Source organism: Bradyrhizobium sp. ma5 (assembly GCF_042258955.1).
Lineage (GTDB): Bacteria > Pseudomonadota > Alphaproteobacteria > Rhizobiales > Xanthobacteraceae > Bradyrhizobium.
This window is the reverse complement of sequence record NZ_CP170156.1, coordinates 8,139,352-8,159,541: the sequence shown is the minus strand read 5'-3', so window position 1 is coordinate 8,159,541 and position 20,190 is coordinate 8,139,352. Positions and strand designations below refer to the sequence as shown.

The following is a 20,190-nucleotide window of genomic DNA, read 5'->3' as shown; positions in this document are numbered from 1 at the left end:
GTCTGGACAATCTATGCCATAAACGCCCGAATGTTTGATCGTTCGTCCAGATCGTCCGCCGCCGATACGACAGATGCCGCCGTCGATCTGGTGAGCGAATTGTTGCTCGGGATGCGGCTCGAGGGCGTTCACTACCGTCGGGTTGAGACGCGGGCGCCGTTCGGGTTTCGCTTCGAGACGCCGTACGGACGGGCGCAATTCCACTTCGTTGCGCATGGCACGGCGCTGCTGCGCTACGCCGACGCGACGCTGCTTCCCCTCGGATGCGGCGACGCGATTTTCCTGCCGCGCGGCGGCGCGCATGATCTCGTCTCGGCCCCGGACGAGCCGAGCTGCGACGTCGAGCGTTTCGAGACCGAGACGCTCTGCGGCAATGTCGATGTGACATCGGCCTGCCCTGAAGGATGCCCGCAGGACGATCAGGTCCTCGTCTTCAGCGCCTGCATGAATTTCGATCTCGGCGGCATGCGCCCGCTCATCGCCCTGATGCCGGAGGTGATGCGGGCGGACACGTTGCTTGCGCGCCAGCCGGAAATCGAGCCGATGCTGAAGGCGATGGAGCGGGAGACCTGCACGCCGCGGGCCGGCTCCGTCGGCGTGATGGCGCGGCTCGCCGATGTTCTCGCCGCGTCGATCGTGCGTGGCTGGGTCGAATGCGGTGGCGAGAACGCCATGGGCTGGTTCGAAGCCTTGCGCGATCCGCGTCTCGGCCGCGCGATCGGCGCGCTGCATCGCGCTCCCGGCCGCAACTGGACGGTTGCTGAACTGGCGGCGGAGGCGGGGTGCTCGCGCTCGCTGTTCGCCGAGCGCTTCCAGTCGATGACCGGGCAATCGCCGCTGCGCTATCTAGCCGAGCTGCGCATGCGGCTCGCGACACAGTGGATCGAGCATGAGCGCCAGCCGATCGATGTGATCGCGCAACGGCTGGGCTACGCGTCGCAAGCGGCGTTCAGTCGCGCGTTCAAGCGTATCACCGGGCAATCGCCGGGGATGGTGCGGCACGGAGCTGGAAGCCAACGCGCGGCGGAATAGGTATCAACCGCACCGGCTTTTGACACCGCCGTCATGCCCCGCTTCAAGCGGGGCATCCAGTACGCCGCAGCCTCTTGGCTCAAGCATTGACGTCTCTGGAATACTGGGTCGTCCGGTCGAGCCGGACGACGACAGGTGAGCGAGGTCAGATATTCGCCGCGAGGTCGGTCAGCTCGTCGAACAGGATGCCGGTGGTGGCCAGCATCCGCTCGATCTCGTCGGTAGCATCGCTGACCGAGCGGTTCGAGGTGTCGATGGTCAATTCGTTGCCGGTCGGCGGCTGGTAGTCGTTGGTGATGCCGGTAAAGGACGGCAATCCGCCGGAGCGGGCCTTGGCGTAATGGCCCTTGGGATCGCGGGTCTCGCAGACCTCGGCAGGCGTCGCGACATAGATTTCGCGGAACGCGCTGTCGGCGATGCGGCGAGCTGCTGCACGGTCGGCGGTCGACGGCGAGACCGCGGCGACGATGGCGATATGGCCGTTGCGCGCCAGATGGGTCGCGACCTCGGCGAGGCGGCGGATGTTTTCAGCGCGATCCTGCGGCGAGAAGCCGAGGTCGCTGTTCAGCCCGGCGCGGAAGGTATCGCCATCGAGCAGGATCGGCGAGCCGCCATTGCCGAACAGGCGCCGTTCCAGCGCACGCGCCAAGGTCGACTTGCCCGAACCGGGCAGGCCCGTCAGCCAGATCACCGCGCCATTGTGATGGTAGCGCGCCGAGCGCTCGTCCGGCCGCAGCGCGGATTCCACCGGCACGATGTCGATCGGCACCGCGGGCCGGCCGGCGTCGACCGACAGCACGAGGCCGCCGCCGGCGATGCGTCCGTTGACCTCGATCACGAGGCGGCCGGTGCGCGGATTGTCGGTATAGGGATCGGTCGCAACCGGCTGCGCCAGCGAGATGTCGATCTCGCCGACATGGTTGCGCGCGATCGCGGTGTTCTCTTCGTTGGACAGCGCGCCGGGATCGATCGCCTTTTCGATCGCCACCACAGTGGCGCGGCTTTCCCTCGTGCCGAGCCGGATCAGGATCTGCTCGCCCTTGGTCAGCGGCTTGTCGTGCAGCCAGAAGATCCGGGCACGGATGCGGCGGGTGTCGCGCGGGCTCTGCCCGCTATGTCCGATGACGTCGCCGCGCTCGAGGAACAGCTCGCGGTCGAGCGTGATGCCGACCGAGCGCCCGGCGCCCTGCGGGCCGTGCACCGGGGTCACCGGCCAGCTCTCGACCGTCTTGATCTTCGCGATCTTGCCCGTGGGCATGATGACGATCTCGTCGCCGGCCTTCAGGCTGCCGGACTCGATGCGGCCCGCAACGATGCGGCGGTCGTCGAATTTGTAGATCGCCTGCACCGGCAGCCGCAGCGGCAGCTCCGCCAGCGGCGGTGCCGGCTCGAGCGCATCGAGCGCCTCGACCACGGTCGGACCCTTGTACCATCCGATCCGCGGCGTGTGTTCGGCGACGCCGTCGCCGTCGCGCGCGGAGATCGGGACCACGGCGGTCGGCGTCACGCCGAGACCGATCAGATGGGCCGAAATCTCGTCGCTGATCTCCTTGAAACGCTCGGCACTGAAATCGACCCGGTCCATCTTGTTGACGACGACCGCGACCTGCTTCACGCCGAGCAGATGCAGGAGATAGCCGTGCCGCCGCGTCTGCGAGCGGACGCCTTCTAGCGCGTCGATGATCAACACCGCGCCGTCGGCCTGCGAGGCGCCGGTGATCATGTTGCGCAGAAACTCTGCGTGGCCGGGCGCGTCGATCAGCACGACGTCGCGCGAGCGGGTGCGGAAGCGGATCTGGGTGGTATCGATGGTGATGCCCTGGTCGCGCTCGGTCTGCAGCGCGTCGAGCAGGAACGACCATTCGAACGGCATGCCGCGCCGTGCGCTGACCGCCTTCAGCATCTCCAGCTTGCCGTCCGGCAGGCTGCCGGTCTCATGCAGCAGGCGGCCCACCAAAGTGGACTTGCCGTGGTCGACATGGCCGACGATGACGATACGCACCTGGGGACGTGTGGTGCCGTTGGGGGTCGCCGAGATCGAGGCGGTGGGAAGAATCATGTTCATCAGAGCACTCACGCCAAACTGGGATCAGAGATAGCCGGCGACACGCAGTCGCTCGAACGCATCCTCGGTTTCGTGATCGAGTGCGCGGCCGGCGCGCTCCGGAACCTTGGTGTTCTCGAGCTCATCCAGGATTTCATCGATGCTGGATGCGGTCGAAGCCACCGGATTGGTGATGTCCTGATCCCCCAGCGAGCGATAGCGCTTGCCGTCCTTGGCGAGATAGAGCGGGATGATCGGAATGCCTTCGCGCTTGGTGTAAGCCCAGATGTCGGCTTCGGTCCAATGCAGGATCGGATGGATGCGCAGATGCGCGCCTTGCGGCGGCGAGGCATTGAAGTGATCCCAGAATTCCGGCGGCTGATCGCGGACGTCCCATTCGCCTTCGAGGCCGCGCGGCGAGAACACGCGCTCCTTGGCGCGCGTTGCCTCTTCGTCGCGGCGGATGCCGGCGATCAGTCCGTCAAAGCCGTACTTGTTGAGCGCCCATTTGAGCCCCTCCGTCTTGCGGGCGGCCGAACGCGCAGCCGGCGGTAGAGTGGGGTCGACGGCGTCGATCGGCGGGCAGGGCTCGACGCGCAGGTCGAGATCCCATTCCTTGCCGAAGCGATCGCGGAACGCATACATCTCCGGAAACTTCTTGCCGGTGTCGACATGCAGCGCCGGGAACGGGACGCGACCGAAGAACGCCTTGCGCGCCAGCCAGATCATCACGTTGGAGTCTTTGCCGAGCGACCACAGCAGCGCCAGCTTCTTCAGCCGGGCGAACGCCTCGCGCAGAATGTAGATGCTCTGGGCCTCCAGCTCATCGAGATGATCCATGGTCGGGGGGGCCTGATTGGCGGGAATCCCCGGCACGGAAGATGCATTGCTGAGTGCTGCGGACCGTGTTCCGGCAGCGGCGGATTCGTTGTCGAGAAGATGCATCTCTTGGCCTTGGCCTGTGGAGTTGAAAATTCTAAAGTTGCGCTGCAATAGAGAAGAAATAATTTTCTCTTTGCTGGCCTTGATCGAGAGATAAATAGAAAATAATTTCAGTCAACCCCCAAGTTGGGGAAGCGAGTGTCTGATGCGATATCTGCCGGTGTTTCTGGATCTGCAAAGCGGCAAGGTGCTGCTCGTTGGAGCGGGCGAGCTCGTGCGCGCCAAGTTGCGGCTGCTCGCAGCTGCCGGCGCCGCGGTTCGCTGGTACGCGACCGACGGCAATCATGAGCTCGCCGGTATCGCGGCGGAGGACGCCGCGCGCATCGAGCGCGCCGATGGCGATCCGCTCGCCGCCGATCTCTCCGATGTCATCGCCGTGCTCTGCGCCGGCGCAGGTGACGTTGGTGTTGCGATGTCGGTGCGCGCCAAGGCGATTGGCCTGCCGGTCAACGTGATGGACGACCTCGTGCACTCCACCTTCATCATGCCTGCGATCGTCGATCGCGGCGATGTCGTGGTCGCGGTCGGAACCGGCGGCACGTCGCCGGTCGTGGCGCGTCGCATCCGCGAGAAGATCGAGGCGGTGCTGCCGGCGCGGATCGGCGATCTCGCCGGCTTCATCGGCCGCTTCCGCAAACCGATGCATGCGCGGATTGAAGAGTTTCCGCTGCGCCGCCGCTTCTGGGAGCGCATCGTCGACGGTCCGATCGGCGCACTGGTGCTGGCCGGCCGCAAGGACGAAGCCGAGCAGGCGCTGAATGCGATCGGCGATCCTGCCGCATTCGCCGGCGCCGATACCGAAGGCAAGGCCGTTGGTCATGTGATGCTGGTCGGCGCCGGTCCCGGCGATCCGGATCTGCTCACCGTGAAGGCGCTGCGCGCGCTGCAGGACGCCGACGTCGTGTTCTATGACGAATTGGTGTCACCAGAAATTCTCGATCGCATCCGGCGCGATGCCACGCGGATTCCGGTCGGCCGCCGCATCGGCAAGCCCGGCATCGGGCAGGACGCGATCAACCGCCTGATGATCGAGGCCGCGCAATCGGGCCAACGCGCGGTGCGGCTGAAGGGCGGCGATCCCTTCGTGTTCGGTCGCGGCGGCGAGGAAATCGAGGCGCTGCGCGACGCCGGCGTCGCCTACTCCATTATTCCCGGCATCTCCGCCGGTCTTGGCGCTGCCGCGCAGTTCGAGGTGCCGCTGACCTTCAGGCACGAGGCGCTGCGCATCACCTTCCTCACCGCGCACAAGGCGCGCGATGCCGAAGTCGTCGACTGGTCGGTGCTGACCGATACCAAGATGACCGTCGTCGTCTACATGGGCATGACCGCGGCGCCCTCGATCCGCGAAGGCCTGCTCGCCGCGGGCCGCTCGCCGGAGACGCCGGTCGGCGTGTTCGCGCGCGTGACGCGGCCGGACGCGAAGGCGGCGGTCGGCACCCTGGCGCGGCTGCCCGAGCTGGTCAAACAGGTCGATGGCGGTCCCGCTGTCCTCATCATCGGCGACGTGGTCGCGCATTCCGCGCCGTGGAGCCGATCCAACGTCACCCAACTGTTCTCCAACCAGATGTTCTCCGAACTGCTGAAAGCTGCCGAATGACCTCTCCGCTCGAACAGAAGAAAATCAGGATCACAGGCCCCTCGATGGTGACCGCCAACCGGACCTGGGACGGTGCCGTGGTGTACCGAACCGCCAAGCAAGGCTGGTCCACCGAACTCTCCGACTCTGCGATCGTGACCACGTCTGACGAGGCCCGCGCGCTGCTGGCTGAAGCCGCCGCCGACGACGTCGGCGCGGTCGGCCCCTATATCGCGCCGGTCGAACTCAAGGACGGCGGCAAGGTCAAGCCGGGCAATCTCCGCGAACATATCCGCGCCAAGGGCGTCACCATCGATCTCCAGGTCCCCGCGTAAGGCACGCCGGCGTAAGGCTCATCGAACATGTATGCTTATGACGAACTCGACCGCACGCTGATCAACGAGCGTGTTTCGGAATTCCGCGATCAGGTGAAGCGCCGCCTCTCTGGCGAGCTCACCGAGGACGAATTCAAGATCCTGCGCCTGCAGAACGGCGTGTATTTGCAGCTGCACGCCTACATGTTCCGCGTCGCCATCCCGTACGGCACGCTGTCGTCGAAGCAGCTGCGCCGGTTCGCCCATGTCGCGCGCCGCTACGACCGCGGCTATGGCCACTTCACCACGCGGCAGAACATCCAGTTCAACTGGATCAAGCTCGCCGAGCTGCCGGACGCGCTGGCCGATCTCGCCGAGGTCGGCATCCATGCGATGCAGACCTCCGGCAACAACATGCGCAACGTCACCTCGGACCAATGGGCCGGCGTCGCGCCCGGCGAGATCGAGGATCCCAGGATCTGGTCGGAGCTGATCCGCCAGCACACCACGCTGCATCCGGAATTCTCGTTCCTGCCGCGCAAGTTCAAGATCGCGATCACCGCCGCCGAGCACGATCGCGCCGCGATCAAGATCCACGACATCGGCCTGCGGCTGCACAAGAATGCCGACGGCGAGACCGGCTTCGAGGTGCTGGTCGGCGGCGGCCTCGGCCGGACGCCGTTCATCGCCAAGACCATCAAGCCGTTCGTCTCCGGCCGCGATATCCTGAGCTACATCGAGGCGATCCTGCGCGTCTACAACCAGTACGGCCGCCGCGACAACATCTACAAGGCGCGCATCAAGATCCTGGTGCACGAGCTCGGTATCGAGAAGTTCGCCAAGGAAGTCGACGAGGAGTGGAAGGCGATGGGCGATGTCGGGCTGACGCTCGATCACACTGCCATCGAGGAGGTCCGCTCGCGCTTCTCCTACCCGGCCTACGAAAAGCTGCCGCATATGCCGGACGAGCTGAAGCAGGCCGCGCACGACAAGCTGTTCGAGCGCTGGCGCAAGAACTCTGTGTCGGCGCACAAGGTGCAGGGTTATTCGATCGTGACGCTGTCGCTGAAGCCGGTCGGTGGCCCGCCCGGTGATGCCAGCGCCGAGCAGATGGACGCGGTCGCCGACCTCGCCGACAAATACTCGTTCGGCGAGATCCGCGTCGGCCATGAGCAGAACCTGGCGCTGCCGCATGTCGCCAAGCGCGATCTTCCGGCGCTGTTCAAGGCGCTCGACCGGCTCGGCCTTGCGACGCCCAACGTCAATTTGGTGACCGACATCATCGCCTGCCCGGGGCTGGATTACTGCTCGCTGGCCAATGCGCGCTCGATCCCGATCGCGCAGGAGCTAACGCGGCGTTTCGCCAACCACGACACCGCCGACCTGATCGGCCGGCTACACATCAACATCTCCGGCTGCATCAATGCCTGCGGCCATCACCATGTCGGCCACATCGGCATTCTCGGCGTCGAGAAGAACGGTGAGGAGTTCTACCAGATCACGATCGGCGGCCGCGCCGACGAGAACGCGCAGTTGGGCACCCTGATCGGCCCGGCCGTTCCCTATGCGGAAGTCGCCGACGTGATCGAAGACATTGTCGAAGCCTATCTCGCGCTGCGCGACCGTCCCGAGGAATTGTTCGTCGATACGGTGAAGCGTCTGGGCGTCGAGCCTATCAGGGAGCGCGTCTATGCCACTCGTTAAGCAGGGAAGACTGACCACCGATCTGTTCGTGCATGTTGCCGATGGCGCCGAGCTGCCGGGCGACGGCGCGGTGCTGGTGAGCGCCGAGCGCTTTCTCGCCGATCCGCAGGCGCTGCTGCGCCGCCCCGGCAAGCTCGGGGTGATCTGGCCGAACAACCGCAACCTCGACGAACTGGTGCCGCATCTCGATCGTCTCGCCTCGGTCGCGCTGGTGTTCCCGACCTTCCGCGACGGCCGCGCCTACAGCCAGGCCCGCCTGCTGCGTGAGCGCTACGGCTATGACGGCGAGCTGCGCGCCACCGGGCAGATCCTGCGTGATCAGTTCGTGTTCATGACGCGCGCCGGCTTCGACGCTTTCGAGGTGAAGAAGGACGCCGACGCCGACGCGTTTGCCCAGACCATGAAGCGCTATTCGGTGTTCTATCAGCCGACCGGCGACGGTCGCGTCACCGCGCTGAACCGCCGCATGCAGCTGCGTCACTCGGAGAGCGCCGGCCAGTGAGCACGCTTGCACCAGAGCTTGCAGAGGCGTCAGTCGCATTGCCTGAAGCGGACGCGCTCGATCGCGCGCTGCGCAAAGCATCGCCCGCCGAGGTGATCGCGGCCGCGTTGCAGACGGTCGGCCGCGAGAGGCTGGCGCTGGTGTCGTCGTTCGGCACTGAGTCCGCCGCACTGCTCAAGGTGATGGCGGATGTCGATCCGGCGATCCCGGTGGTCTTCCTCGACACCGGCTGGTTGTTCGAGGAGACGCTGGCTTATCGCGACACGCTGATCGCCACGCTTGGCCTCACCGATGTGCGCTCGATCAAGCCTGACGAGCAGGCGCTGTCGCGGCAGGATCCGGACCGCGAATTGTGGTTCAGCGATCCCGACGCCTGTTGCCGCATCCGCAAGGTGGAACCGCTGGCGCGTGCGCTGAAGCCGTTCGCCGGCTGGATCAACGGCCGCAAGCGCTTTCAGGGCGGCGCCCGCACCGATATCCCTGTCGTCGAGGACGACGGCGTCAGGTTGAAATTCAACCCATTCGCCAATGTCTCCCGCGAGGAGATCGAGGCGATCTACGCGCTCGGCAGACTGCCGCCGCATCCACTTGTCGCATCGGGATATCAGTCGGTCGGGTGTATGCCTTGCTCGAGCCGGGCTGCAGCCGGCGAGGATGCACGCGACGGCCGCTGGCGTGGCCGGGCGAAGACGGAATGCGGCATCCACACAATGAAGTTGTCGTAGAGCGCCGCGCTGAAGCGCTCGATAGTTCATGCGATCCGGCGACGTGACAAAGCCTTCGCAGCGCGGCGGCTTCGTAGCACAAGCGCGCTGCGCCGCTGAAAACAAAGAAAACCGGTTTCGTTGACTTCAAGCCACTTCACCGTGAGTTATGTCTTGCGTGTTCCCTGACATTCTCAGGTTGAATGGAGACAGAAATGATCCGTCGTATGCTGCCGCTGGTCGCGGGATTGTTGTGGGCGAGCTCGGCCTTCGCAGCCGACTATTCGCTGCTCAACGTGTCCTACGATCCAACGCGCGAGCTCTATGTTGATTTCAACAAGGCGTTCGCCGCGGCCTATCAGAAGGAAACCGGCAAGAGCGTCGAGATCAAGCAGTCGCATGGCGGCTCGGGCTCGCAGGCACGCTCGGTGATCGACGGATTGCAGGCCGACATCGTCACGCTGGCGCTGGCCTATGATATCGATGCGATCGCGGGCAAGGGTCTCCTCCCCGCCGACTGGCAGAAGCGGCTGCCGCTCAACGCCTCGCCCTATACCTCGACCATCGTGTTCCTGGTGCGCAAGGGCAATCCCAAGGGCATCAAGGACTGGGACGATCTGATCAAGCCCGGCGTCGCCGTGATCACGCCGAACCCGAAGACCTCGGGTGGTGCGCGCTGGAACTATCTCGCCGCCTGGGGCTACGCGCAGAAGAAGTTCGGATCAGTCGACAAGGCGAAGAAGTTCGTCGCCGACCTCTATCAGAACGTGCCGGTGCTCGACACCGGCGCGCGCGGCTCGACCGTGACCTTCGTCGAGCGCGGTGTCGGCGACGTGCTGCTCGCGTGGGAGAACGAAGCCTTCCTGGCGCTGCGCGAATTCGGTCCGGACAAGTTCGAGATCGTGGCCCCGGCGCAGTCGATCCTGGCTGAGCCGCCGGTCGCCGTCGTCGATGCCGTCGCCGACAAGAAGGGCACCCGCGCCGTCGCCGAAGCCTATCTGAAGTACTGGTACACCAAGGAAGGCCAGGAGATCGCCGCGCGCAACTCCTACCGGCCGCGCGATCCCGAGATCGCCAAGGAGTACGAAAAATCCTTCGCCAAGGTTGAACTTTTCACCATCGACGACGTTTTCGGTGGTTGGACCAAGGCGCAGAAGGAGCACTTCGCCGAGGGCGGCATCTTCGATCAGATCTACAAGAACTGATCGACGTGTAGTCCGGTCGAACAGGGGGATATGTGAGCACAGCGGTTGCAAGGCGCAGTACCCTGCCGGGGTTCGGTCTCACCATGGGACTGACCCTGACATGGCTCTCCGTTATCATCCTGATTCCGCTGGCTGCGCTGTTCCTCAAGACGTTCGAGCTCAGCCTCGACCAGTTCTGGGCCATCGTCACCAGCCGCCGCACCTTGAACGCCCTGAAGATTTCGTTCGGGCTTTCGTTTGCGGCCGCCTGCGTCAATCTGGTGATGGGCACCATCATCGTCTGGGCGCTGGTGCGCTACCGCTTTCCGGGCCGGCGGCTGTTCGACGCCATCGTCGATATTCCGTTTGCCTTGCCGACCGCGGTCGCCGGCGTCGCGCTGACGCAGCTGTTCGCGCAGAAGGGCTGGCTCGGTGCGCCGCTCGCCGAGCTCGGCATCAAGGTCGCGTTCACGCCGATCGGCATCTTCATCGCGATGGTCTTCATCGGCATTCCCTTCGTGGTGCGCACGGTGCAGCCGGTGCTGATCGATCTCGATCCCGAGATCGAGGAGGCGGCGGCGAGCTTGGGTGCCAATCGCTGGCACACGGTGTTTCGCGTCATCCTGCCGAGCTTGATTCCGGCGCTGCTCACCGGTTTTGCGCTGGCCTTTGCCCGCGCCATCGGTGAATACGGCTCGGTGATCTTCATCGCTGGCAATCTGCCCAACGTCTCCGAGATCGCGCCGCTCCTGATCGTGATCCGGCTGTCCGAATTCCGCTACGCCGATGCCACCGCGATCGCGGTGGTGATGCTGGTGGCTTCGTTCCTGATCATCTTCCTGATCAACCGGCTGCAGCGCTGGGCGCAAGCCCGCATTCCCGTGCATTGAGGTTCGAGATGTCGATGCAGACGGGATTGGCGACCTCGACCACGCAACTGCGGACTTACGCGCCCGCGACCGATGTCAGCGTTGCAGCCCCGGCGCCGCGGCTCGAGATCGCGCGCGCCGGGCTGGTCGCGGCGCGGCGCGACCCGCGCACCGAGCCGGGCCCGATCCGCTTGATCATCATTGCGCTGGCGATCGCCTTCCTCAGCATTTTCGTCGTGCTGCCGCTGGTCGTCGTGTTTGCGTCGGCCTTCTCGAAAGGCATCGTCGCCTATGTCGCGGCCCTGGCGGAGCCCGAGGCGCTCGCGGCGATCAAGCTGACGCTGCTGATCGCCGCGATCTCGGTCACGCTCAATCTCGTGTTCGGCGTGATCGCGGCCTGGGCGATCTCGAAGTTCGAGTTCACCGGCAAGACCTTCCTGATCACGCTGATCGACCTGCCGTTCTCGGTCTCGCCCGTGATCTCGGGCCTGGTCTTCGTGCTGCTGTTCGGCGCGCAGGGCTATTTCGGAACATGGCTGCAGGCGCACAACGTCCACATCCTGTTTGCGGTGCCCGGCATCGCGCTGGCGACGATCTTCGTCACCTTCCCCTTCGTGGCGCGCGCGCTGATCCCGCTGATGCAGGAGCAGGGCACCCAGGAAGAGGAGGCGGCGATCTCGCTCGGCGCCTCCGGCCTGCAGACCTTCTTCCGCGTCACGCTGCCCAACATCAAATGGGGCCTGCTCTACGGCGTCCTGCTCTGCAACGCGCGCGCGATGGGCGAGTTCGGCGCGGTGTCCGTCGTCTCCGGCCACATCCGCGGCGAGACCAACACGATGCCGCTGCTGGTCGAGATTCTCTACAACGAATATCAATTCGTCGCCTCGTTCGCGATCGCGTCGCTGCTCGCGATGCTGGCGCTGATCACGCTGGTGGCGAAAACCGTTCTCGAGCGGCGGCTCGACGAGGCAGAGGTGCCCGATGGCGATTGAAGTCAAGAATATCGTAAAGAAGTTCGGCAGTTTTGCCGCGCTCGACAATGTCGATCTCAAGGTCGCCGACGGCGAGCTCTTGGCGCTGCTCGGCCCGTCCGGCTCCGGTAAGACGACTCTGCTGCGGATCATCGCGGGGCTCGACTGGCCCGACTCGGGCGAGGTCGCGATCGACGGCGAGAACGCGCTCTCGCGCGGCGCCAGCGAGCGTCAGGTCGGCTTCGTGTTCCAGCACTACGCGCTGTTCCGCCACATGACGGTGTTCGAGAACGTCGCCTTCGGCCTGCGCGTGCAGCCGCGCGCGATCCGCAAGGACGAGGCGACGATCCGCGCCCGCGTCAAGAACCTGCTCGATCTGGTGCAGCTCGATTGGCTCGCCAACCGCTATCCGAGCCAATTGTCCGGCGGCCAGCGTCAGCGCATCGCGCTGGCGCGTGCGCTTGCGATCGAGCCGCGGATCCTGCTGCTCGACGAGCCGTTCGGTGCGCTCGACGCCAAGGTGCGCAAGGAGCTTCGGCAGTGGCTGCGCTCGCTGCACAACGAGATCCACGTCACCTCGATCTTCGTCACTCACGACCAGGAGGAGGCGCTTGAAGTCGCCAACCGCGTGGTTGTGATGGACAAGGGCAAGATCGAGCAGATCGGCTCGCCCGGCGAGGTCTATGACAATCCGGCGACCGCCTTCGTGCACGGCTTCATCGGCGAATCCATCGTGCTGCCGGTCGACGTGGCCGGCGATGCGGTCCGGCTCGACGGCCGTCCCCTGAACATTCCAGCGCTGGGCGCCGCGTCCGGCGCGGCCAAGCTGTTCGTCCGCCGTCACGACATGGCGGTCGGCCCGGCGGGAACCGGGGCGCTGGAAGGCGCCATCCGGCACGTCCGCTCGTTCGGTCCGATCCAGCGCGCCGAGGTGGCCCTCGCGGGGAGCGAGGGCAGGACCGTGATCGAGATCGACGCCCCCCGCGACCGCGAGCTGCAGGCCGGCGAAATCGTCTCGCTACAGCCCCGCCGCTACCGGATCTTTGCCGCGCAGGAGTAGGGCCGACCGCTCCATCCAAACCTCGCCTTGAAAAGAGGGAGGTCGCTTTGCTCGTCAGAGCAAAGCGGATGGGGATCTGCTCTCTCCACATCCAGCGTCGCCCGTGGCTGACCCCCATCCCGACCTTCCCCCTTTCAGGGGAAGGGGACGGACGGCCCCCCCCCGGAGATCGGTGGCTATTGATGGCCCAAAAGTTAGCCCCCGTTCACCATTCAGCCACGGTTGGTATGCAACAACGGCGGGCCAACCTTGGGGGTTTTCAGTAGTGAAACGGACGACGGTCGCCCTGTTCGGGCTTCTGGTGCTTGCCGGCTGCGGCACGGACACCAAAATCCCGGAAGAACCGGCCATGTATCTCAACATGGCGCAGCCCGGTGCCGTGCTGGACAGCCAGGCGGCCGCCATCATGTTTTCGCAGTACCGCCAGAACAATGGTCTCGGCACCGTGGTGGTCGATCCCGACCTGACCAGGCTCGCCGAGCAGCAGTCGCAGGCGATGGCCGCCCGCAACAAGATGGACCATGACGTGAAGGCCCCGCTCGGCAAGCGGCTGGAGGCCGGCGGCTACCCGGCAACCGTCGCGGTCGAGAACATCTCGGCCGGCTATCACACGCTGGCGGAGGCATTTTCGGGCTGGCGCGATTCACCGCCGCACAAGGCCAATATGCTCAAGAGCGGTGTCACAAAAATGGGCATCGCAGCCGTCTATGCTCCGAATACCAAATACAAGGTGTTCTGGACGCTCATTTTGGCGGCAACCTGATCGCGATAAATTCCGCGTGATCTCCCCTCCATATCTCGTTGATTGACGCGGCTGCGAACAGCCGCCACGGTGCGCCTTCAAGTCATTTCGAACCGAACGGTTACGAATGGATACTTCGGATTCCGCGCCCGGCTCGACGCCGGCGCAAGCGCAGCGTGTGCTGGTTCTTCAGGGCGGCGGTGCGCTCGGCTCCTATCAGGCCGGCGCCTTCCAGGCGCTCTGCCATGCAGGCTTCGAGCCGGAATGGATCGCCGGCATCTCGATCGGCGCCATCAATGCCGCGATCATCGCCGGCAACGAGCCGGACAAGCGCGTGCCGCGGCTGAAGGAATTCTGGGAGATGGTGTCGGCGCCGGTGCCGTGGAATCCGGTCTCCAAGCATGAGCGCGCCCGCTCGCTGTTCAACGAGACCAGCGCCGCCATCATCGCGACCTTCGGCGTGCCCGGCTTCTTCACGCCGCGGATTCCGCCGGCGCCGCTGTGGCCGCCCGGCAGCTCGCAATCGCTGAGCTATTACGACACCGCACCCTTGAAGAAGACGCTGGAGCGGCTGGTCGACTTCGATCGCATCAACGATCTGAAGACGCGGCTGTCGGTCGGCGCGGTCGGCGTCACCTCGGGCAATTTCCGCTATTTCGACAATTACGAGTTCAAGAAGCTCGGCAAGAAGATCGGCCCCGAGCACATCATGGCTTCGGGCGCGCTGCCGCCGGGCTTTCCCGCCGTCGTGATCGAGGGCGAGCATTACTGGGACGGCGGCATCGCCTCCAACACCCCGCTCGACTTCGTGCTCGATGAGGAGACCAGCCGCGATCTCCTGATCTTCCAGGTCGACCTGTTCAGCGCGCGCGGGCCGTTGCCGGAGACGCTGCTGGAGGCCGCCGAGCGCGAAAAGGACATCCGCTTTTCCAGCCGGACGCGGATGAACACCGACAAGAACAAGCAGATTCACAATGCGCGCATGGCGGTGCGCGACCTGATCGGCAAGCTGCCCGATTATCTGAAGAACGATCCGTCGGTCGAACTGTTGCGCAAGGCGTCCAAGGAGAACACCGTCACGGTGGTTCACCTGATCTACAAGAGCAAGAATTACGAGAGCTCGTCGAAGGACTACGACTTCTCCCATGTTGCGATGGTCGAGCACTGGGGCGCGGGCGTCCGCGACGTGCATTTGTCGATGCGTCACAAAGAATGGCTAGAACGGCCGCAGTCCGGGGAAACCATGGTGACTTACGACCTCACGGGGGATGAACCCACACCCCCTGCAAGCAAATAGGAGCGAAGAACAATGGGTACGTTGACAGGCAAGACCGCCGTTGTGACCGGCTCGACCAGCGGCATCGGATTGGCTTATGCGCGCGCCTTCGCCGGCGCCGGCGCCAATATCGTGCTCAACGGCATGGGTGTGCCGGCCGACATCGAGAAGGAGCGTTCCGGCATCGAGACCGACTTCAAGGTCAAGGCGGCTTATTCGCCGGCCGACATGACCAAGCCGGCTGAGATCGCCGACATGATCGCGCTCGGTGAGAAGACCTTCGGCTCGGTCGACATCCTCGTCAACAATGCCGGCATCCAGTTCGTGTCGCCGATCGAGGAGTTCCCGCCGGAGAAGTGGGAAGCGATCATCGCGATCAACCTGTCGTCGGCGTTTTACGGCATCCGTGCCGCGGTGCCCGGCATGAAGAAGCGCGGATGGGGCCGCATCATCAACACGGCTTCCGCGCACTCGCTGGTCGCATCGCCGTTCAAGTCGGCCTACGTCTCGGCCAAGCACGGCATCGCCGGCCTCACCAAGACCGCGGCGCTCGAGCTCGCGCAGTTCAAGATCACCTGCAACTGCATCAGCCCGGGCTATGTCTGGACGCCGCTGGTCGAGCACCAGATTCCGGAGACCATGAAGGCGCGCAACATGACCAAGGAGCAGGTCATCAAGGACGTGCTGCTCGCCGCCCAGCCGACCAAGGAGTTCGTCACCTCCGAGCAGGTCGCAGCCCTCGCGCTGTTCCTGTGCGGCGACGACGCCGCGCAGATCACCGGCGCCAACCTCTCGATCGACGGCGGCTGGACCGCGGAGTAATTTTTCGGCGGGATCTTCGCCCAAGAATGAGCCGGCCCTGAATGGATCAGGGCCGGCTTTTGTTTTCGATCTGATGATCGCCGCCGGCGGTCAGGCATCCGGCTCGCCTCAATGCTAAGGCGCCACCCGTCGCTTGCCGAACGCCAGCACGTGCAGCCCAAGCCGCGAGCGCACCACGACGAACAGCAGGATGGTCTCGAAGATCAGCGAGAGCGAGGTCGAGGCGGCCGCGCCCATGCCGCCATAGCGCGGCACCAGCGTCATGCAGAGCCCGACATTCATGAAGAACGATACCGCATAGGCGGTCGCGCAGATGCTCTGGTGGCCGAGCATGTTCAACAGCCGCTCCACCGGCCCGATCGCCGAGCGCACCACGAGCCCGATTGCGGCGACGAACATGATGCTGTAGCCGTCGACGAATTTCGGGCCGAACAGCCACAGCAGCGGCTTGCCGAACGCGAGCAGGGCGATGGTCGCGAGCAGTGACGGCCAGAACGTCCAGCTGATGGCGTGTGCGACATAGGCCGACAGCCGCTCCTTGTCGCCGAGCGCATTGTACTCGGCGAAACGGTGCGCCGTCGTTGCCGACATCGCGTAGTGGACGAACGACACCAGCGCCAGCGTCTTCACCACCGCGAAATAGATGCCGACCTCCTCGGACGAACGGAATTGCTGCAGCATCAGCACGTCGGTGTAGCCGAGCAAGAGGTAGAAGCTCTCGACCAGCATGATCGGCAGCGAGATCGCGAACCAGCCCTTGACGTCGTAGGTCTTCTCGCCCGGCCCGAGATGGGCTTTCAGGCGGCGGTTCAGCACGATCATCTGGCCGATCGCCGCGATATACACCGCTGCGGCGCTCGCGATCATCGCGGCCGTCGCGCCGAGATTGAGACCGAGCGCCAGCGCGCCGGCGGTCAGGGCGATGATCAGTCCCTGCCGCACGATGAATTGCGGCATCAGGCCGAGCTGCATCCAGTCATGCGCGCGCGAGATGCCGTCCTGAGTGTTAGCGACCACGAAGGGCGGCAATGTCAGGCAGCCGATATAGAGCGGCACGATCGCGTTGGGATCGATCCAGGGCGAGGCGAGGTGGATCACGCCGGCGAGCAGCAGCGCGACTGTGCTGGAGGCGGCAAGCACCACCCAGCGGCCGCCGGAGAGGAAGCCGCGCAGCGCGGCGAGGTCGCCGCGCGCGCGATATTCCGGGATGATCTTCTGCGAGGACGGCGCGATGCCGAAATCCATGGTGCTGCCGAGCAGCAGCACCCAGGTCCAGACATAGACATAGATGCCGTAGTCCGAGCCGCTCATCCAGCGCGCCAGCAAGATCTGCGCGAGATAGGCGATGGCGGCGCTGATGACGCGGATGACGAAGATCATGCCGGCGAGGCGCTTGGTGACCGACGCCTCCTTGGTGCCGCCGAGCAGGCGCGCGGTGAGGCCGCGCAGGCGTGCGGCCGGACCCGATAGCGCAGGGGTTGCGGGTTGTGCTTCCATCACAGCCAAGGCGGAAAATTCCTAAAGCGCCGCAAGGCGGCAATGGCCCCCGATCTATCAACGAAACGTTAAGATTGGGTTGGACGGACTGTTCCCGCTAGGCGTCGTCCCGGGGCAGTGCGAAGCACTGAACCCGGGACCTCGAGATTCCGGGTTCGATGCGCCGCATTGCCCCGAAATGACCCTACGGGTCAGTTCAAATTGATATTGAATTCGTAGCTTTTGTCGCCGCCGACCAGCGTCAGCTTCAGCGCGGCGCCGTCCGCTTTGGCGCCCGGCGGCAAGCCGTCGAGCTCGAAGCTAAAGCGCTTCACGCCCGGCGGCGCGTGCTCGACGAGCTTGGGCACGGGCAGCGCCCAGTCGGGCGTCGGCCCCTCGACGAACAGGCTGAGGTCCCGGCTTTCGGGTGCGGTGACATCGATCAGCACGTTGTTGCCGTCGCGCTTGACGTCGCGGATCGTGAACGGGGTGGGGTCGCCGATATTGGCGGGCTTCGGCACCGCGTTGAGCGCTTCGGACAGCGCGGCGTCCTCGGTCGAGGCGACGCTGGCGAACGCAAGCTCGGCCTTCGCCTCCACCGGCACGCAAAGCTTTTCGCACACCGCGTAGTTGATGTCGGCGCGAAGCACCAGCGGCTTGTCGGGATTCTTCGCGACGATGCGCAGCGGCAGCACCACCTGGTGCTTGTAGCCGAGCGAGGTACCTCCGGCGCCGTCGTCGAACTGGCGCGGCGCCGGCCACATCACCGTGACCGCATCGACATTGTCCGATTTGGAGAAATCGAACCGCGGCGGCACGCCGGAATCGCCGGGCGTGCGCCAGTAGGTTTTCCAACCGTCCTGCAACTGGAAGGCGATGCCGCCGAGCAGCACCGCGCCGCTGCGCGATCCCGCCAGCAGCCTGACCGCCGAATGCGTGTCCTGCTGCCACGGCGAGGCGTCGTCGGCGCGAACCTCCGTTGCCACGGATGCGACGGAAAATATGGCGGCGACGGCAAATGCGGCACGCATGGGAACTGTGACGGTCATGAGACGTCTTTACCTGCAACTTTCGTTGCAAACCATTGAATTGCTTGTGATGCATCGCCGCACTGCGGCCGAAGGTTGATTGACAGAACGGCGACCCAATATCAGGATGCCAAATCAGCAGGAAAGGCCTTTGCGGATGCGCCCTGAAGGCAAAACAGGCAAGACTCGCAAGACCGCCGCCGGCAGAAGCCCGGCCGTCGGTCCCCATGCCACCGAAGATGGCTATCTCGATGGCCAGATGCTGATCGCGATGCCTGTGATGAACGACCCGCGCTTCGAACGCTCCGTGATCTACATGTGTGCGCATTCCTCGGAGGGGGCGATGGGCATCATCGTCAACCGCCCGGCCGGCAGCATCGATTTCCCGGGCCTGCTGGTGCAGCTCGACATCATCGAGAAGTCGGACCAGATCCAGCTGCCGGAAAATGCCGAGATGATGAAGGTGATGAAGGGCGGCCCAGTCGACACCGGCCGCGGCTTCGTGCTGCACTCCAGCGACTTCTACATTCAGGATGCGACGCTGAACATCGACGACGGCATCTCGCTTACCGCGACCGTGGACATCCTCAAGGCGATCGCCAAGGGCTCAGGCCCCAAGCACGCGATCCTCGCGCTGGGTTACGCCGGCTGGGCGCCGGGCCAGCTCGAGAACGAGATCCAGCACAATGGCTGGCTGCATTGCGACGCCGATCCGGAGCTGATCTTCGGCACCGATGTCGACGAGAAATACGCCCGCGCCCTGCGCAAGATCGGCATCGAAGCGGGCATGCTGTCGAACGACGCCGGGCACGCGTAGGTCCGCTTAAGCAGCGACGGTCTCAATACATTCACGGTGTCGTCCCGGCGAAGGCCGGGACCCATAACCACAGGACGCAGTGTGGCGCCGCGCTGGGGCCGCAGCGTCGCGCGACAACTGTGCCCTGTGGTTATGGGTCCCGGGTCGCGCTTCGCTTGCCCGGGACGACGGCTGTGGGGTTGGCCACGACAGCTGTTATTGTGCCCGCTACTCCGCCGCCTCCTGCGCGACCGTCGGCTGGGTGCCGGCGACCGTGGCGCGGCGCATGTCGCGGGGCTGCGACTGGTCGTAGCGGCGCACGCGGTGCACGGTCTGGCGGTTGTCCCACATCACGAGGTCATGCACCGTCCATTTGTGCACATAGACGAATTCCGGCTGCGTCGCGTGCTCGGTGAGATCGCGCAGCAGCAGCCGCGCCTCCGGCATGCTCATGCCCCTGATGGCGCCGGCATGCGAGGACAGATACAGCGACTTGCGGCCGTGCACCGGATGGGTGCGCACCAGCCGCTGCAGCACCGGTTTGAACATCTCCTTCTCCTCGTCGGTGTAGTCGAGGAAGCCGAGCGAGCCGCGCGAATACATCAGCGAGTGCTCGCAGATCATGTCGTCGATCTCGGCCTTGGTCTCGTCGTCGAGCGCGTCATAGGCAGCGCGCATGTCGGCGAACTCGGTGTTGCCGCCCTTCGGGTTGACGACGCGCGCCGACAGCAGCGAGAATTTCGCCGGGATCGGCCGGAACGAGCTGTCGGAGTGCCACAGGCAGTTGCCGAGATTGAACAGGTGGGTGCGGTGATCCTTCGGCAACGGCTTGCCGTCCTTGCCGAGATTGGAGACATCGTTGAGCCCGGAGGAGAGGCGGTAGTCTTCCTTCTTGGTCACCGTGCCGCCGCGCGCGTTCTCGCGCTCGCCGAAGTTCAGCGCGAACGCCATCTGCTGGTCGTCTGAGATGTCCTGGCCGTGGAAGACGAGCACGGCGTATTTGTCCATGCCGGCCTCGATGTCGATCGCTTCCTGCTTCGTCAGCGGCTTGCGCAGATCGACGCCGGAGACCTCGCCGACGAAATGCTTGTGAAGCTGCCGGATCAGGACCGTCATTGGCGTATCTCCTCGTACCTCGCGGGCGGTTA

19 protein-coding genes are annotated in these 20,190 nt (G+C 65.0%); 14 read left to right on the top strand and 5 right to left on the bottom strand.

The genetic code is table 11. The annotated features are described in order from the left end of the window. Positions 1 to 30: 30 nt before the first annotated feature. Positions 31 to 1,032 (top strand): AraC family transcriptional regulator, encoded by a 1,002-nt coding sequence (locus ACE103_RS38560; RefSeq protein WP_375777244.1) that lies wholly within the window; start codon positions 31 to 33, stop codon positions 1,030 to 1,032. Positions 1,033 to 1,177: 145 nt separating this feature from the next. On the opposite strand, the gene cysC is transcribed toward ACE103_RS38560, so the two are convergent. Both cysC and cysD read right to left on the bottom strand, forming a co-directional pair. Then, positions 1,178 to 3,097, bottom strand: coding sequence for an adenylyl-sulfate kinase (gene cysC / locus ACE103_RS38555; protein WP_375777243.1), 1,920 nt, complete (start codon positions 3,095 to 3,097; stop codon positions 1,178 to 1,180). Positions 3,098 to 3,121: 24 nt separating this feature from the next. Beyond that, a complete protein-coding gene (gene cysD, locus ACE103_RS38550) occupies positions 3,122 to 3,916 on the bottom strand; it encodes a sulfate adenylyltransferase subunit CysD (protein WP_223966613.1) in 795 nt (264 codons plus the stop codon). Positions 3,917 to 4,163: 247 nt separating this feature from the next. Between cysD and cysG the strand changes: the two genes are divergently transcribed. The 12 genes from cysG (at position 4,164) to ACE103_RS38490 (ending at position 15,742) form a co-directional block, all read left to right on the top strand. Further along, the gene (gene cysG / locus ACE103_RS38545) at positions 4,164 to 5,615 is read left to right on the top strand and encodes a siroheme synthase CysG (RefSeq protein WP_375777242.1); all 1,452 of its coding nucleotides are present in this window, start codon (positions 4,164 to 4,166) and stop codon (positions 5,613 to 5,615) included. Then, positions 5,612 to 5,929 (top strand): DUF2849 domain-containing protein, encoded by a 318-nt coding sequence (locus tag ACE103_RS38540; RefSeq protein WP_375777241.1) that lies wholly within the window; start codon positions 5,612 to 5,614, stop codon positions 5,927 to 5,929. The genes cysG and ACE103_RS38540 overlap by 4 nt, the downstream gene beginning before the upstream one ends. Positions 5,930 to 5,956: 27 nt before the next feature. After that, complete coding sequence (locus ACE103_RS38535; RefSeq protein WP_375777240.1) at positions 5,957 to 7,612, top strand: nitrite/sulfite reductase; 1,656 nt, start codon at positions 5,957 to 5,959, stop codon at positions 7,610 to 7,612. Beyond that, positions 7,599 to 8,114 (top strand): DUF934 domain-containing protein, encoded by a 516-nt coding sequence (locus ACE103_RS38530; protein WP_375777239.1) that lies wholly within the window; start codon positions 7,599 to 7,601, stop codon positions 8,112 to 8,114. The genes ACE103_RS38535 and ACE103_RS38530 overlap by 14 nt, the downstream gene beginning before the upstream one ends. Further along, on the top strand, positions 8,111 to 8,839 hold the full coding sequence (locus ACE103_RS38525) for a phosphoadenylyl-sulfate reductase (RefSeq protein WP_375777238.1): 729 nt from the start codon (positions 8,111 to 8,113) through the stop codon (positions 8,837 to 8,839). Before ACE103_RS38530 ends, ACE103_RS38525 begins: the two co-directional genes overlap by 4 nt. A gap of 194 nt (positions 8,840 to 9,033) precedes the next feature. Continuing rightward, complete coding sequence (locus ACE103_RS38520) at positions 9,034 to 10,023, top strand: sulfate ABC transporter substrate-binding protein (protein ID WP_375777237.1); 990 nt, start codon at positions 9,034 to 9,036, stop codon at positions 10,021 to 10,023. An 83-nt stretch (positions 10,024 to 10,106) separates the two neighbouring features. Continuing rightward, positions 10,107 to 10,892, top strand: a complete 786-nt coding sequence (gene cysT, locus ACE103_RS38515) for a sulfate ABC transporter permease subunit CysT (RefSeq protein WP_375781267.1) — start codon at positions 10,107 to 10,109, stop codon at positions 10,890 to 10,892. Between the two features lie 8 nt (positions 10,893 to 10,900). Next, entirely contained in the window at positions 10,901 to 11,863 is a 963-nt protein-coding gene (gene cysW / locus ACE103_RS38510) for a sulfate ABC transporter permease subunit CysW (RefSeq protein ID WP_375777236.1), read from the top strand. Beyond that, positions 11,853 to 12,902 carry a sulfate/molybdate ABC transporter ATP-binding protein gene (locus tag ACE103_RS38505; protein WP_375777235.1) on the top strand — a complete coding sequence of 350 codons (1,050 nt, stop codon included), beginning with the start codon at positions 11,853 to 11,855 and terminating at the stop codon, positions 12,900 to 12,902. Before cysW ends, ACE103_RS38505 begins: the two co-directional genes overlap by 11 nt. Positions 12,903 to 13,167: 265 nt before the next feature. Then, positions 13,168 to 13,665 (top strand): CAP domain-containing protein, encoded by a 498-nt coding sequence (locus ACE103_RS38500; protein WP_076860877.1) that lies wholly within the window; start codon positions 13,168 to 13,170, stop codon positions 13,663 to 13,665. Positions 13,666 to 13,771: 106 nt separating this feature from the next. Next, positions 13,772 to 14,941: a DUF3734 domain-containing protein gene (locus ACE103_RS38495; protein WP_375777234.1), complete on the top strand. Its 1,170-nt coding sequence runs from the start codon at positions 13,772 to 13,774 to the stop codon at positions 14,939 to 14,941. 12 nt (positions 14,942 to 14,953) lie between these two features. Next, positions 14,954 to 15,742 carry a 3-hydroxybutyrate dehydrogenase gene (locus ACE103_RS38490; protein ID WP_092118875.1) on the top strand — a complete coding sequence of 263 codons (789 nt, stop codon included), beginning with the start codon at positions 14,954 to 14,956 and terminating at the stop codon, positions 15,740 to 15,742. A gap of 114 nt (positions 15,743 to 15,856) precedes the next feature. Here ACE103_RS38490 and ACE103_RS38485 read toward each other — a convergent pair whose 3' ends face one another. Both ACE103_RS38485 and ACE103_RS38480 read right to left on the bottom strand, forming a co-directional pair. Further along, positions 15,857 to 17,248: an oligosaccharide flippase family protein gene (locus ACE103_RS38485; protein ID WP_375777233.1), complete on the bottom strand. Its 1,392-nt coding sequence runs from the start codon at positions 17,246 to 17,248 to the stop codon at positions 15,857 to 15,859. 182 nt (positions 17,249 to 17,430) lie between these two features. Further along, positions 17,431 to 18,267, bottom strand: coding sequence for a protein-disulfide reductase DsbD domain-containing protein (locus ACE103_RS38480; RefSeq protein ID WP_375777232.1), 837 nt, complete (start codon positions 18,265 to 18,267; stop codon positions 17,431 to 17,433). Positions 18,268 to 18,403: 136 nt separating this feature from the next. On the opposite strand from ACE103_RS38480, the gene ACE103_RS38475 reads away from it, so the two are divergent. Then, positions 18,404 to 19,063 carry a YqgE/AlgH family protein gene (locus tag ACE103_RS38475; RefSeq protein ID WP_375781266.1) on the top strand — a complete coding sequence of 220 codons (660 nt, stop codon included), beginning with the start codon at positions 18,404 to 18,406 and terminating at the stop codon, positions 19,061 to 19,063. 207 nt (positions 19,064 to 19,270) lie between these two features. On the opposite strand, the gene ACE103_RS38470 is transcribed toward ACE103_RS38475, so the two are convergent. After that, positions 19,271 to 20,158, bottom strand: coding sequence for a TauD/TfdA dioxygenase family protein (locus tag ACE103_RS38470; protein WP_375777231.1), 888 nt, complete (start codon positions 20,156 to 20,158; stop codon positions 19,271 to 19,273). Positions 20,159 to 20,190: the final 32 nt, after the last annotated feature.